The organism is Caballeronia jiangsuensis (genome assembly GCF_046030135.1).
GTDB lineage: Bacteria > Pseudomonadota > Gammaproteobacteria > Burkholderiales > Burkholderiaceae > Caballeronia > Caballeronia jiangsuensis.
Genome location: NZ_JAQQDB010000002.1, coordinates 331,585 through 345,401 on the forward strand (window position 1 = coordinate 331,585; position 13,817 = coordinate 345,401).

At 62.9% G+C, this 13,817-nt stretch carries 12 protein-coding genes and 1 pseudogene; 2 read left to right on the forward strand and 11 right to left on the reverse strand.

Annotation, left to right across the window (positions count from 1 at the left end; translation table 11 throughout):
- Window positions 1–39: 39 nt before the first annotated feature.
- From PQR08_RS03420 to PQR08_RS03440, 5 genes are all read right to left on the reverse strand, one after another.
- Window positions 40–789: an SDR family NAD(P)-dependent oxidoreductase gene (locus PQR08_RS03420; RefSeq protein WP_187604151.1), complete on the reverse strand. Its 750-nt coding sequence runs from the start codon at window positions 787–789 to the stop codon at window positions 40–42.
- A gap of 93 nt (window positions 790–882) precedes the next feature.
- Window positions 883–1,776, reverse strand: a complete 894-nt coding sequence (locus PQR08_RS03425; protein WP_035499671.1) for a LysR substrate-binding domain-containing protein — start codon at window positions 1,774–1,776, stop codon at window positions 883–885.
- 6 nt (window positions 1,777–1,782) lie between these two features.
- Window positions 1,783–2,370 carry a peroxidase-related enzyme gene (locus PQR08_RS03430; RefSeq protein ID WP_250485409.1) on the reverse strand — a complete coding sequence of 196 codons (588 nt, stop codon included), beginning with the start codon at window positions 2,368–2,370 and terminating at the stop codon, window positions 1,783–1,785.
- A 48-nt stretch (window positions 2,371–2,418) separates the two neighbouring features.
- Window positions 2,419–5,028, reverse strand: coding sequence for a PAS domain-containing hybrid sensor histidine kinase/response regulator (locus PQR08_RS03435; protein WP_250485408.1), 2,610 nt, complete (start codon window positions 5,026–5,028; stop codon window positions 2,419–2,421).
- Window positions 5,029–5,260: 232 nt separating this feature from the next.
- The gene (locus tag PQR08_RS03440) at window positions 5,261–5,446 is read right to left on the reverse strand and encodes a hypothetical protein (protein ID WP_238211314.1); all 186 of its coding nucleotides are present in this window, start codon (window positions 5,444–5,446) and stop codon (window positions 5,261–5,263) included.
- 206 nt (window positions 5,447–5,652) lie between these two features.
- Between PQR08_RS03440 and PQR08_RS03445 the strand changes: the two genes are divergently transcribed.
- A complete protein-coding gene (locus PQR08_RS03445; protein WP_408161049.1) occupies window positions 5,653–6,753 on the forward strand; it encodes an aldose epimerase family protein in 1,101 nt (366 codons plus the stop codon).
- A gap of 2 nt (window positions 6,754–6,755) precedes the next feature.
- Here PQR08_RS03445 and PQR08_RS03450 read toward each other — a convergent pair whose 3' ends face one another.
- The 5 genes from PQR08_RS03450 to PQR08_RS03470 are packed head-to-tail and all read right to left on the reverse strand — an operon-like array spanning window position 6,756 to window position 12,627.
- Entirely contained in the window at window positions 6,756–7,943 is a 1,188-nt protein-coding gene (locus PQR08_RS03450) for a serine hydrolase domain-containing protein (protein ID WP_250485406.1), read from the reverse strand.
- Window positions 7,944–7,946: 3 nt separating this feature from the next.
- Entirely contained in the window at window positions 7,947–9,113 is a 1,167-nt protein-coding gene (locus tag PQR08_RS03455; protein WP_250485405.1) for a serine hydrolase domain-containing protein, read from the reverse strand.
- Between the two features lie 11 nt (window positions 9,114–9,124).
- Window positions 9,125–10,531: a dihydropyrimidinase gene (gene hydA / locus PQR08_RS03460; RefSeq protein ID WP_187604158.1), complete on the reverse strand. Its 1,407-nt coding sequence runs from the start codon at window positions 10,529–10,531 to the stop codon at window positions 9,125–9,127.
- Between the two features lie 11 nt (window positions 10,532–10,542).
- Window positions 10,543–11,271 carry a maleate cis-trans isomerase family protein gene (locus PQR08_RS03465; RefSeq protein WP_187604159.1) on the reverse strand — a complete coding sequence of 243 codons (729 nt, stop codon included), beginning with the start codon at window positions 11,269–11,271 and terminating at the stop codon, window positions 10,543–10,545.
- Window positions 11,272–11,328: 57 nt separating this feature from the next.
- Window positions 11,329–12,627 carry an MFS transporter gene (locus tag PQR08_RS03470; RefSeq protein ID WP_035499683.1) on the reverse strand — a complete coding sequence of 433 codons (1,299 nt, stop codon included), beginning with the start codon at window positions 12,625–12,627 and terminating at the stop codon, window positions 11,329–11,331.
- Window positions 12,628–12,798: 171 nt separating this feature from the next.
- Between PQR08_RS03470 and PQR08_RS03475 the strand changes: the two genes are divergently transcribed.
- Window positions 12,799–13,530: a GntR family transcriptional regulator gene (locus PQR08_RS03475; RefSeq protein ID WP_250485404.1), complete on the forward strand. Its 732-nt coding sequence runs from the start codon at window positions 12,799–12,801 to the stop codon at window positions 13,528–13,530.
- Between the two features lie 14 nt (window positions 13,531–13,544).
- Here the strand turns inward: PQR08_RS03475 and PQR08_RS03480 are convergent.
- Window positions 13,545–13,697, reverse strand: a pseudogene (locus PQR08_RS03480) (GntT/GntP/DsdX family permease); the annotation flags it as partial.
- Window positions 13,698–13,817 lie beyond the last annotated feature (120 nt).

Genomic DNA, 13,817 nt, shown 5'->3' on the forward strand with positions numbered 1-13,817 from the left:
TTTGACGCCCCGGTTATCCGGGTGCGCCGTTACGTGCGATCAGTGAATCAACATGCCGCCGTTCACATCGAGCGTCACGCCGGTGAGATACGACGACATATCGCTTGCAAGAAAGAGGCATGCATTGGCGATATCCGCCGCATCGCCGAGACGCGCGAGCGGAATGCCCTTGATGATGTCCGCGCGCATCTCGGGCGTGAGCTTGCCGCCGGTGATATCGGTTTGAATCAGGCCCGGCGTGATTGAATTCACGCGGATGCCGTCGCCGCCGAACTCGCGCGCCATCGCCTTTGCAAGACCCAGCACGCCGGCCTTCGCCGCGCTGTAATGCGGTCCGCCGAAGATGCCGCCGCCACGTTGCGCCGACACCGACGACATGCACACGATGCTGCCGCTCTTCTGCTTCTTCATTTGCGGAATCACGGCTTGCGACATATAGAGCGTGCCGAGCAGATTCACGCCGATGACGGCATCGAAGTTATCCGCGCCGATCTCCAGCGTCTTGATCGGCTGCGTGATGCCCGCGTTGTTGATGAGCACGTCGATGCGCCCGTACTTGTCGATCGTCGCACTGGCGGCGGCGACGCACGCGGCCTTGTCGGTGACATCGCAGGCGAGGCCGAGATGGCCATCGCCCAGATCGTTCGCGGCGCTTTGCGCGTCCGCTTCCTTCAGGTCCAGCACGACGATGCGCGCGCCCTGTGCCGCGAGCGCCTTCGCCGTCGCCTTGCCGATTCCGCGCGCCGAAGCCGCGCCCGTGACGATCACTACCTGCTTGTCGAGCAACATCGCTGTCTCCGTTGGTTGTCTGGTGTAGGCGCAGTTTCCGCGCCTTTGACCTGACGATCAACGCAGTTTGGTTCAACTATTGCTGAGAAATTTTCAGGTATTGGCCCGACGCTCGATTTGCTGATCCATCCACAGCAGGAACTTGGCCACGCGCGGCAATCCGGCGTTCTGGCTCGGGTAAACCAGATGATGCGCGCCGACTTCAACGGCGTATTCCTTGCCGAACACGGGGACGAGCGAGCCCCGTTCGAGATGATTCGACGCGAGCATCGTGCTCTCCAGCGCGATGCCGTGACCGAGCGCCGCCGCTTCGAGCGACATGTACGAGCGATCGAAAGCGAAATCGAACGCCTTGCGCTTCGTCGCGACGCCGAATTTGCCGAACCACTGCTGCCACTGCACGAGCGGCGATTCGGAAAAGATCAGGCGACGGTCGAGCAGATCGTCGGGCGAGGAGACAGGGAAGCGTTCGAGATACATGCGTGACGCGAGCGGCGCGATGGTCTCGTGACGCAGCGTCTTCACTTCGACATCGGTCCAGTGCGCGTAGCCGTGACGCACGTCGATATCGTAATAACCCGAGGTGAACGAGACGTCCTCATACGAGCACGCGAGATTCATCTGGATGTCGCCATTGGCTTCCTGAAACGCGGCGAGACGCGGCAGCAGCCACATCAGACCGAAGCTCGGGCTCGAATGAATCCGCAATATCTCGACCGATGTCTCGCTCGACGCGCGCTCGGTTGCGCGGTTCAGCTCGGCGAGCGCGCCGGTGACATCCGAGAGATATTGCGAGCCGGTCGGCGTGAGCACGAGGCCACGGCCCAGACGCGTGAACAACGGACGCCCGACGATGTTCTCCAGATTCGCGAGCTGATGGCTGACGGCGGAGGGCGTGAGGCCGAGTTCGTCGGCGGCGCGATTCACGCTCTTCGTTCGCGCGACGCTCTCGAACGCGATGATGGACTTCAGCGGAGGGAGGCGCATGGGTTCTTATTTCGGCTCTTTCGGCACACGCCCCATCAGAAAGAATTCATCGTTGGGGCGCATCGAAATCACGTTCGCCATGCGATTCGACAAGCCGAAGAACGCCGTGATCGCCGCGATATCCCATGCGTCTTCATCGCTGAAACCATGCGCATGCAAGGCGGCGAAATCGGCGTCGTCCACGGTGCCCGACGCGCGGCACACCTTCAACGCGAAATCGAGCATGGCCGTCTGACGCGGCGTGATATCCGCCTTGCGATGATTCACCGCGACCTGATCCGCGACGAGCGGGCTCTTTTCATAGATGCGCAGAATCGCACCGTGCGCGACGACGCAATACAGGCAATCGTTCACCGCGCTCGTCGCGACGACGATCATCTCGCGCTCGCCCTTGCTGAGACCGCCGTCCTTCAGCATCAGCGCATCGTGATAGGCGAAGAACGCGCGGAACTCGTCGGGCCGATGAGCGAGCGTGAGGAACACGTTCGGCACGAAGCCCGCTTTCTCCTGAACCTCGAGAATGCGCGCGCGGATATCGTCGGGCCAGTCTTGCGGATCGGGAACGGGATAGCGGCTGATGGGCTTTGACGTCATGACGTCCTCGAAGGCGTTGATCGAACGCCCATTGTAGAGCGGCGCTCTTCAACGCGTGACGGTCAGCGACAACAGCAGCTTCAGCAGGCTCTCGACATTCACCGGCTTCACGAAGTGATAATCGAATCCCGCCGATTGCGCGCGCAAGCGGTCTTCCGCCTGTCCATAACCCGTGATCGCGATCAGCAAAGGCGTCGTGTCGCCCTTGCGGCGCAGGCGTCGCGCGAGCTCATAGCCGTCGATGTCGGGCAGGCCGATATCGAGCAGCGCCACATCGGGTTGCAGCTTCGGCGCGGCTTCCAACGCTTCCGCCGACGAATACGCGACACGCGCGACATGTCCCTCCGATTCGCACAGCATCGCGAGAGAGTCGGCGGCATCGCGATTATCGTCGACGACGAGAATGCGCAGCGCCGCGCGCGTCTCGCGCATGCTCGTCTCCGAGAGCGCGAGCGCCGAATGCCTTTCGTGATGATGCAAACGCGGCAGCCGCACCGTGACGGTCGTGCCCAGACCCGGTCCGGGGCTTTGCACGGTGATCGTGCCTTTATGCATCTCGACGAGCTTCTTGACGAGCGACAGCCCGATGCCGAGCCCGCCGTTCGAACGGTCGAGCGTGCGCTCGCCTTGCGAGAACAGTTCGAACACTTTCGGCAGAAGGTCGGCGGAAATGCCGGTGCCCGTATCGGCGATGATGATCGATACCCATCCGTCATCCGCCTGCACGCTCACGGTGATGCGGCCTTGCTCGGGCGTGTACTTGCTCGCGTTGTTGAGCACGTTGACGAGGATCTGCGAGAGCCGCGTGGGATCGCCGCAGACCCAGGTGGTGGCATCGGACACATCGACATGAATGGTCTGCGAGCGCGACTCGACCATGCCCGCGATCGCCTCGACTGCGTGATACACGGCCGTGCCGACAAGAATCGGTTCGAGTTGCAACGCGATGCGTCCCTGCGTGATGCGCGAGACTTCGAGCAGGTCGTCGACGATGCGCGTCATATGCTCGACCTGCCTGCGCATCAGGTCGATCAGATCGCGCAGATGCGCGTCGCCATCCTGATCCTTCTGCAACAGCGCGATCGCCGTGCGCAACGGCGCGAGCGGATTGCGCAGCTCATGCGCGAGCATCGCGAGAAACTCGTCCTTGCGGCGTCCCGCCTCGCGCAGCATCAGCTCCATGTGCTTGCGCTCGGTGATATCGATTACGCTGCCGATAATGCGAAGCGGCTCGCCGTCCTTGCTGCGCTGAAGCAGCGCGCTGCCCTGCATCCATTGTTCGCCGTGCAGATTGCGCACGCGAAACTCGAAGTGACCTTCGGGGTTTTCGCCCGCCGCGATGCTGCGCATATAGCGATCGAGCGTCGCGCTGTCGTCGGGATGCACGCGCGCGAGCGCCGCGTCGTAGCTGAGCGTTTCGGTGATCTGGCGCTCGCCGCCGGTTTCGAGAAAGAGCGTCCACGTCGCGAGTTCGAGCGATGCGATATGGATCTTCGCGGCCTGCATCGCCACCGTGAGACGCAAGCTGCGCGCTTCGATCGCGGCCTGCGCTTCATAGCGCGGCGTGACGTCGGTCGTGGTGCCGAACCATTCCTGCAGGTTGCCCTTCTCGTCGTAGAGCGGCGCGGCATGCGCCTGCACCATGCGATAGACGCCATCGCGCCGGTACATGCGAAAGGTGAGCGTGCGCGCGGCGCCTTCGCGCAATGCTTCGAGCCACGCCTGATGCGTGCGTTCGCGATCGTCCGGATGGATGTAGTCGAGCCAGCCCCAGCCCGACAGCACGTCCGGCGAGGTGCCCGTGAACTGCTCCCATTCGCCGCCCGAAGGCCGGATCTCGCCGTTTGCATCGGCGGACCAGACGAGCGCGCCCGTCGTTTCGACGAGTGCGCGATAGCGGCGTTCCGAAAGGCTCAGGCGTTCCTCGTCGGCACGTTGCGCGCTGATGTCGAAGCTCACGCCGTAGACGCGCGCGAGCACGCCGTGACGGTCGAACTCGGGATGTCCGCGCATGCGCAGCCAGCGTCGCTGGCCCTTATCGCCATCGAGCACGAAGTCGAACTCGAATGGTCCGCCTTCACGCAACGCTTCGGTCAGTTCGCGCTGAAACAGCTCGCGATATTCAGGAGCGACGCGGTCCCACACTTCCGCAAGCAGAACCGATTCGGTGCCGGGCGGAAAAGAGTAGAGCGCGGCGAGTTGCGCGGTCATGCGCACGACGCGCGTCTTCATGTCCCATTCCCATGCGCCCATGCGCGCGCCGGCGAATGCGGCCTGAAGCCGCCGCTCGCTTGCTTCGTACAGCGCCCAGGCGTGACGGCACTCATGGATGTCGATCGCGACGCCGACCGTATCGCTGATCTGTCCTTCCTCGTCGCGGCGCGCCTGAAGATGCAGCGTGTGCCAGCGGAATGCGCCGTCGTTACGCAGAAGACGCACATCGGCGTTGCGCAGCAGCGTGCCGTCGCGCATTTGCCGCAGTGCGTCGAGGACCGGAGGAATGTCGTCGGCGTGGACAAAAGCATTCCAGTGCCGTCCGACCAGTTCCGGGAAGGGAATGCCGAGATAACGGCACGCCCACGGATTGGCGTACTGGATCACCCCGTCTCGCGTCGCGCGCCACACGAACGACGGCAGAAAATGAGCAGGATCGTGCATGGGCGTCTTGCTTCCTTATTCCGGCGAGACGCGTCGCCGGGCGCGGCATCGAACGCTGCGATAGCTTAGGGATACCATACAACAAAAGCAATCCGGAACGCCGCGCGCCGGCGTCACGGTTAGCATCGCGCGAGTGCCTCGTATGTAATTTGTACGTGCTAAATGTCTATTCATCTAAGGAATCGCACGCCAACCCCGCCATGCGCAAAGACGGCGTGCGCAACTGCGGCGGCTAACCCGCTTCGCCGACATCCTTCGGATTCGGCAGCTTGCCTTCCTTGCCTTCGTCGGCGGGCTTCGGCGCTTCGGGCTCGTTGGTCATCGCACGCTTTTGCTCGTCGGACAGACGGCGATCCGCCACGTTCGGGTCTTCGGGCGTCTGCTTCGGCGGCGTCGGACGGTCGGCTGGTTCGTTCATGAGAGGCTCCTTGTCGTCATCATCGATCGAATGGGATGAGCGATGAAGGTTCGCAGGGTGCGTGCCCGGCCTGCGTCAGGCATAAGCGATGCTGCCCGACGCTGCGATGTTCTCCATGCCGGGCCGTATCGAACGAACTTTCTTTCACGTCGCTTATGCCGGACACCAAACGAACGCTCATCCGTTTTGCCGCCCTTGCATGCGCGATGTTCTCGCCCTATGGCCTCGCCGCGACGCTCGCTTCCACGTCCTATGGCGCGACGCAACAAGGGCAAGCGGTCGCGCAATACACGCTCTCCAATGCGCGTGGCGTAACAATGAGCTGCATTACATACGGCGGTATCGTTACGCGCCTCGATGTGCCCGACAGGCGCGGGCGTCGCGCGGACATCGTGCTCGGCTTCGGGTCGCTCGGCGACTACGAGAAGTACAACGGCAAGATTCACTTCGGCGGTCTGATCGGGCGCTATGCGAACCGCATCGCCGATGGACGTTTCGAACTGGACGGGCGCAGCTACAAGCTGCCCGTCAACGAGCCGCCGAACACGTTGCACGGCGGCCCGCACAGTTTCGACGAAAAAGTGTGGACCGTGGTGAGGACGTTTCAGGGCGCGCAGGGCGCGGGCGTGCAACTGCGCTATGTGAGTCCCGATGGCGAGAACGGCTTTCCCGGCACGCTGACCGTCGATGTGACGTACACGCTCACGGACGACAACGAAGTGCGCATCGACTATCGCGCGAAGACGGACAAGCCGACTGTCGTGAACCTCACGAACCATAGCTATTTCAATCTCGCGGGCGAGGGCAGCGGCGGTGTCGAAGGGCAACTCGTCATGATCGCGGCATCGAGCTATACGCCGGTGCGCGCCGATTCGATTCCAACCGGCGAGACAGCGAGCGTCGAGAACACGCCGCTCGATTTGCGCGCGCTGACGCCGATAGGCGCGCGACTGCGTTCGTCGAATCAGCAGATGCGTTATGCGCACGGCTACGATCACAACTGGAAGCTCAACAGGAACGGCCAGCGCAATGGCGAGCCGGGCTTCGCGGCGCGCGCTTACGATCCGTCGAGCGGTCGCGTGCTCGATGTCTACACGACGCAGCCGGGCCTGCAGTTCTATACGGGCAATGGTCTCGATGGCAGCGCCATCGGCACGTCGGGCACGGCGTACCGGCAGACCGATGGCTTCGCGCTCGAAGCGGAGCATTTCCCGGATTCGCCGAATCGTCCGGCGTTCCCGTCGACCGAGCTTCGGCCCGGCGACGAGTATCACGAAGTCACGGTCTGGAAATTCGGCGTGCGTTAGCGTCAGAGCCGGGGCAGATCGGTCGGGTCCACCTGCGCGCCCGGCACGCCCTTCGTGTGCGCGCTGATTGCGAGTTCATGCTGCAAGGCCGCGCGGCGCTCCGTCGATGGCTGCGCGTGATGCGCATTGTCGAGTGCGGGAATCACATAGTCGTTCACCATGTGCCGGAACGTCTGGAGGTTCTTCGCATCGCGCAGGCCGCCATCGACGGACATGACGCTCGTCATCACGATCACCGTATTGCGCTCGGGCAGCACCGTGATGCATTGCCCCTTGAAGCCCATCGCGTCGAATTCCGGCTCCTTCTGCACGATGTTGTTGATCCACCAGTAGTAGCCGAAGTACGGCGCGACGCCGGGCGATGTCATCTGCGTGATCCATGTCTGCGGCACGATCTGGCGTCCTTGCCAGCGGCCATGATCGAGCACGAGCATGCCGATCTTCGCCATGTCGACGGCGCGCAGACGCAAGCCCCATCCCGCCGACACGAGTCCCGAACGGTCCGCGCGCGCCCATACCGCGTGCTTCATGCCGAGCGGTCCGAAGAGATTGGCCTGCGCGTAGCGTTCGACTGGCTCGTGCGCCGCGGCGCTCAGCATCGCGGCGGCGAGGATCGGGTTGATGTCGGTGTATTCGAACTCGGAGCCGGGCGCGGTCTTGGGGTTCGTTTCTGCCGCGAGCTTCAGCCGATCGGGCGCGGCGTAGTAGATCGGATCGTCCTTCGGCTTGAAGTCGTAATGCAGGCCGCTCGACATCGAGAGCACGTGCTTCAGTTCGACGTTGCGCTTGTCGGCGAAATCGGCGCGCAGGTCGGGACGCCACGCGGCGAGTTTCGTCGCGACGGAATCGTCGAGACTGATCTTGCCTTGGCCGATGAGCATGCCCGCGACCATCGACGTCACCGACTTCGTGACCGAGTACAGCTCGTAGTTCGAATCGCGCGATGCACCCGCGCCGTAGCGCTCGAAAATCAGCTTGCCGTCCTTCACGACGAGCAGGCTGTACACATCGAGCTTCTGCTCGCGAATCCATTGCGACAGACGCACGAGCTCGCGCGAATCGACGCCCGCATCTTCCGGCGATGCCTGCGTGAGTCCCGCTTCACGCAGCGGCGCGGCTGCATGAGCGTTCGAGATCGACATCGCGACGATGGCCAGCGCGATGCACTTGAGCAGCAAACGTAGTGTCATGGATCAGGTCTCGGGTGCGTCGTTGAATGCGGCCGCCGTGCCGGGCACGCCCTGCGTCTTGTTGCTGCGTTCGAGTTCTTCCTTCAGCGCTTCGGTCTTCGCGGCCGTCGCGACGGGGCGCGCCGCCGGGGTCAACGCGGGCAGGATGAAGTCGTTCACCATGCGGCGGTATTGATTCAGATACGTGGCGTCGCGCAAGCCGCCATCGGTCGGCAAGAGGCTTGTCATCACCACGACAGCATGTTGCTTCGGCAGCACCGTGATGAATTGCCCCTTGAAGCCCATCGCGCCGAATTCGGGCTGGCCTTTCTCCACGACATGCTGAATCCAGCAGTAGTAGCCGTAATCGGCGGCGGCGGGCGAGGGCGTCGTCATCTGCTTGATCCACGTGCGCGGCACGACTTGTCTGCCTTGCCAGCGGCCGCCGTCGAGCATCAGCATGCCGATTTTCGCCATGTCGACGGCGCGCAGCCGCAAGCCCCAGCCGCCCGCGACCGCGCCGGTTTCATCGACGCCGGTCCAGCGGTAATGCGACATGCCGAGCGGTTCGAACAGCTTCTTCTGCGCGAAGCGATCCTCGCGCTCGTGTGCGGCGACGCTCACGGCGGTGCCGACGAGCACCGGATTCACGTCGATGTAATCGAAGTCGGTGCCCGGCGTCTTCGCGGCTTTCGCCGTCACCGCGGCACGCAGACGATCCGGCGCGCCATAGTAGAGCGGATCGGTGCCTTCGCGCGTCTGATAACTGAGGCCGCTCGACATCGACATCAGATGACGCAGCTCGATGTTCTCCTTGTCGGCGAGTTGCGCGGCGAGATCGGGCCGCGCTTTCACAATGAGCGGCGCGACCTTCGTCGATGGATTCAGCTTGCCTTCGCCTTCCAGCACGCCGACGAGCAAGGACGTGATCGTCTTCGTGACCGAATACAACTCGTAGTTGTTATCGCGCGTGAGGCCGTCGCCATAGCGCTCGAACACGATCTTGCCGTCCTTCACGATGACGAGACTGCGCACATCCATCTTGTCCGCGCGTATCCACTCCGACATGCGCACGAGTGGCGCCGAATCGACGCCGACGGATTCCGGCACGACGTTCGGCATATCTTTTTCCGCGGCGTGCGCCGTCATGCAGAACATCGCCGCGGTCAGTGACAACAAAGGCAGCTTCATCGCTTGCACCTTCATTCGAGATTGGGTTTGCCGGCGGGCAGAAAGCGTCCGCGTCCGCTCTTCACGTTCAGAAGCCTGCCGTCTTCGACGAGCAGTTCACCACGCGAGAAGCAATGACGCGGCCATCCCGTCACTTCGATGCCTTCATAAGGCGTGTAATCGACCGCGTGATGCAGCGACGCGTTCGCGATGGTCACGCGCTTTTCCGGGTCCCACACGACGATGTCCGCATCCGCGCCCACCGCGATCGTGCCTTTCCTCGGATACAGCCCGTAGAGCTTCGCGGGCGCGAGCGACGTGAGTTCGACGAACCGGTGCAGCGAGATGCGCCCTTCCTTCACGCCCTTGAACAGCAGCGGCAAGCGCGTTTCGAGACCGGGAATGCCGTTCGGAATGTGATCGAACGACACTTCCTTGCCGCCCGGTTTCTTGCCTTGCGGATCGTCATAAGAGAAGGGCGCGTGATCGGAAGAGACGAGCGAAAACACGCCCTGGCGCAACGCTTTCCACACCGCCTGCTGATTCGCGGGATCGCGCGGCGGCGGACTGCATACGCATTTCGCACCTTCGTATTCGCCGTGACCGAGATCGTCGGCGGTCAAGTACATGTATTGCGGGCACGTCTCCGCGAGAATCGGCAAACCGCGCGACTGGCCCCAGCGAATCTGCTCGATGGCATCCGCGCCCGAAACATGCACGATCAGGATCGGCACATCGACCAGTTCCGCGAACGCGATCGCGCGATGCGTCGCCTCGCGTTCGACCACGGCGGGCCGCGCGAGCGCATGCGCGTGCGGCGCATGCAGACCTTTCCCTAGCAAACGTTCGGTCAGCCAGCCGATGCAATCCGAGTTCTCCGCATGCACCATCACGAGCGCGCCGTGCTCGCGTGCGACCGTGAGCACGTCCAGCATCTGACGGTCATCGAGCTTGAGATCGTCGTAGGTCATGTAGACCTTGAACGACGTATAGCCGTTTCTGATCAGACGCGGCAACTCTTCCGCGAGCACATGCGGCGTCGGATCGGCGACGATCAGATGGAAGCCGTAGTCGATCAGCGCGCGGCCTTCCGCGCGGCTGTGATAGTCGTCGACGGCTGCTTGCAGCGATTGTCCCTTGGCCTGCGCGGCGAACGGAATCACCGTGGTCGTGCCGCCGCATAACGCGGAGCGCGTGCCGCTGAGAAAGTCGTCGGCCATGCGCAGGCCGTCGGGCATCGGCTGATCGAGATGACAGTGGCCGTCGACGCCCCCCGGCAACACCAGCATCCCGCTCGCATCGAGTTCGCGCGGCGCGTCGGGCAGTCCTTGCCCGAGCATCGCCACGCGGCCGTCGCGAATGCCGATGTCGCACGAAAACCGGTCCGACGCGGTGACGACGTCGGCGTGACGGATCACGAAATCGAGTTCGTTCGACATGGCTCGTCCCCTTAGATGACTTCGCTGAAGAGACGTCCCCAGCCCTTGACGCTGCGCGTGTCGTAGTCCGCAAGCTGCAGCGATTTCCATACGACGGTCGTGATCGTGTCGTAGATCGGAATGCCGGTTTCTTCTTCGAGCTCGGGCACGAGATGCGCGGCGTTCAGGTTGGTGCAGAAGATCGAGATCGCGCGCGGCTTGTCCTTCGCCACCTCGCGCACCATGCGGCGGATTTCATCGGGCTGAACTTCCGAGAACGAGAAGTTGACCTTCAGGTTCAGATGCCGCTCAGCGATGCAGTTCAATCCAACGCTGCGATAGTTCGCGATGATCTTCTCCTGCACGTCGTCGAGATAGGGCGTGACGAGACCGAATTCGCGCGCATCGGTCTTCTTCAGGATTTCGTTCAGCGCGAGCACGGAGGTGGTCGCGGGAATGCCCGTCGCTTCCGTGATGCGGCGGCACAGACGCTCGTCGGCCTCGAAGCCGAGCCAGCCCGACGACGTGCCGTTCCATGCGATCACGTCCACTTTCGCGTCGGCGAGCAATTGCGCCGCCTGCAGGATCTTCGAATCGTCGAACTGGCCGAGCGCCTGATCGGAGAGCGAAATCTCCGTCACCGGAAAGCGCGCGAAATGCGCGGAGACGCCGGGCAGATTCGAAACCATCGCGCTCGTCAGCGGTTCAAGCGACGTGTTGGACGAGGGCGTGAGCATGCCGAGCAAAGTGCGTTTTTTCATCGTGATGTCTCTTGTGTGAATTGAGCGAAGCGTTGCTGCGTGAACTTGCTATCCCGTTCAGACGGGAATCTTCTTTTCGTAATCGATGGCGCTGGAGCACACGAGCAAGCCGATGCCGGCCGCCGCGAAGAACATCAGCGCGAGGAAGTAGGAGTGCGTGAACTGCACGATCGCGCCGACGATGATCGGCACCGCCACGCCGCCGATATTGCCGCCGAGATTCATGAAGCCGCCGAGAAAGCCGATCTTGTTGCGCGTGCCGAGCGACGACGGAATGCACCAGTAAAGACCGCACCAGCGCAGGAAGAAGAGCGTTGTCGAAAGCAGGGCGACGACCGCGACCGCATTCGTCACATAGGCCACCGAGAAGATCGACACGGTCGCGATGACCGCCGCGATGCCGAAGAGCGTGCGCATCACGACATTCGGACGCCCGCCCGCGGCCTTCCACTTGTCGGCAATCCAACCGCCGATCAGTTCGCCGATGAAGCCGCTGAAAAAGATGATGAAGCTGGAGCCGCCCATCTGCTTGATGTCGAAGCCGTGGACCATGTGCAGGTAATTGGGCATCCACGTGAGCAGGCCGTAGAACACGCTGTTGAAGCACATCCAGCCGAAGAACATGCACCACACCGAGCGGTACTTGAAGAAATCGCGCGTGCGGCCCGAGAGCGTGGACGGCTCGGCGGCGGCGTCGCGGGCATGCGATTCCTCGATATAGGCCGCTTCGAGTTCGTTCACGCCCGGATGCTCGCGTGGTGTATTGCGTACATAAAACCAGGCGAGGACGCCCGCGAGCACCGTGCCGACGCCGGCCACCGCGAATGCGAGCCGCCACGATCCGAGCGTCGCGATGAGTCCGGTGATCAGAATCGCGCCCAGCGCCGCGCCGAGCGGTGCGCCGCCGTCGAGCAGCGTCGCGCCGCGGCCGCGCTCGGTCTGCGTCATCCAGATCGCGTTGAGCTTGCCGCCCGCCGGATAGATCGGCGCTTCCGATGCGCCGAGTCCGAGACGCGTGAGCAGCAGACTCGGCGCGTTCGTGCAGACCGCCGCGATCGCCTGAAAGAAACCCCAGAACACGGTCGCGGATGCGATCACGATGCGCGGCTTGAAGCGGTCGGCGAGCATGCCGCCGGGAATCTGCATCACCGCGTAGGTCCAGAAGAAGGAGGAAAGGATGAGCCCCTCCATCGCCGGGCCGATATCGAACTCCTTGGAAATGAGCGGCATCGCGACGGACAGCGACGCGCGGTCGATGTAGTTGATCGCGATGAGGCTCAGCATGACGACGAAAATCTTCCAGCGAACGGTGGATTTGCCCACCGTCAATGCGGCAACACCGGATGTTGAAGACATGTACGGGCTCCTGGATAGGCGGATGTTTTCGTGACGTCGCGCAACGTTGAACAGAGTATAGGATTAGAAATTTATAATTACAAACAGTGTAAACGCTTGGTTTTATTGAAATTTAAAGTGCACGATGACGGTGCAGGGTTTTCACCAAGTTCGTGATAAGCTTGCACTGCGATGAACCAGACCACTAAAAGCCCCCTCCTTTTGCGCACGCGCGGCATGGCCGCGGAGATCGCCGCGCGCCTGCGCGACATGATCGACGAGGGCGAGTTGCCGCCCGGCGCGCGCATCGACGAAAAAGAATTGAGCAGCGCGTTCGATGTCTCGAAGACGCCCTTGCGCGAGGCGCTGAAGGTGCTGGTGTCGGAGGGGCGCGTGACGCACCGGCAGTACATCGGTTATCGCGTCGCGGAGATCGATCTCGACGATCTCGCCGCCACGTTCGAGCTGCTTCACGGACTCGAAGCGATGGCGGGTGGCCTGGTGCAGCAGCGCATCACCAATACGCAAATCGCGGCGATCGCGGCGAAGCATCGGCGCATGGTGGAATGTCACGACGCCGGCAAGCGCGTCGAGTATTTCAAGCTGAATCAGCAGATCCACCAGATGATCGTCGATGCCGCCGACAATCCCGTGCTCGCGAGCGTCTATTCGACGTTGATGTCGAAGGTGCATCGGGCGCGCGGCGCGGCGAATGCCGACACGCTGCGCTGGGCCGAATCGGCGAGCGAGCACGAAGCCATTCTGGCCGCGCTCGAAAATCCCGCGCGCGAAGGTTTGCCCGCGATCCTGCGCGAGCATTCGGAGAACACCGCGCGCGAAGTGCTCGCCGTGCTAGAGCGCGCAAAGGGCGATGCGCCCGCCGCGCCCATCGGCGATCTCGCGCGCGAGGAAGCGCCGGGCTGAACGCCTGAACGTCTTTACCTCAGCACGCTCCACAACGCGAGCGTCAGCACGAGTCCCACCACCGAGACGATCGTCTGCAACACGGACCACACCGCGACCGTGCGCTTGAGCGTGAGCCCGAAGTACTCGCGCACCATCCAGAAGCCCGCGTCGCGTGCCCACGAGAATGGACAGGAACGGCGCGAGCTTGAGCACGATGATGATCGCGAGGCCGAGCGCGCAGGCGATCAGCAATTGAGTGTCGTGGGCCGACAAGGGAGTCAGGCTTGTGCGATTCACGGTGACCT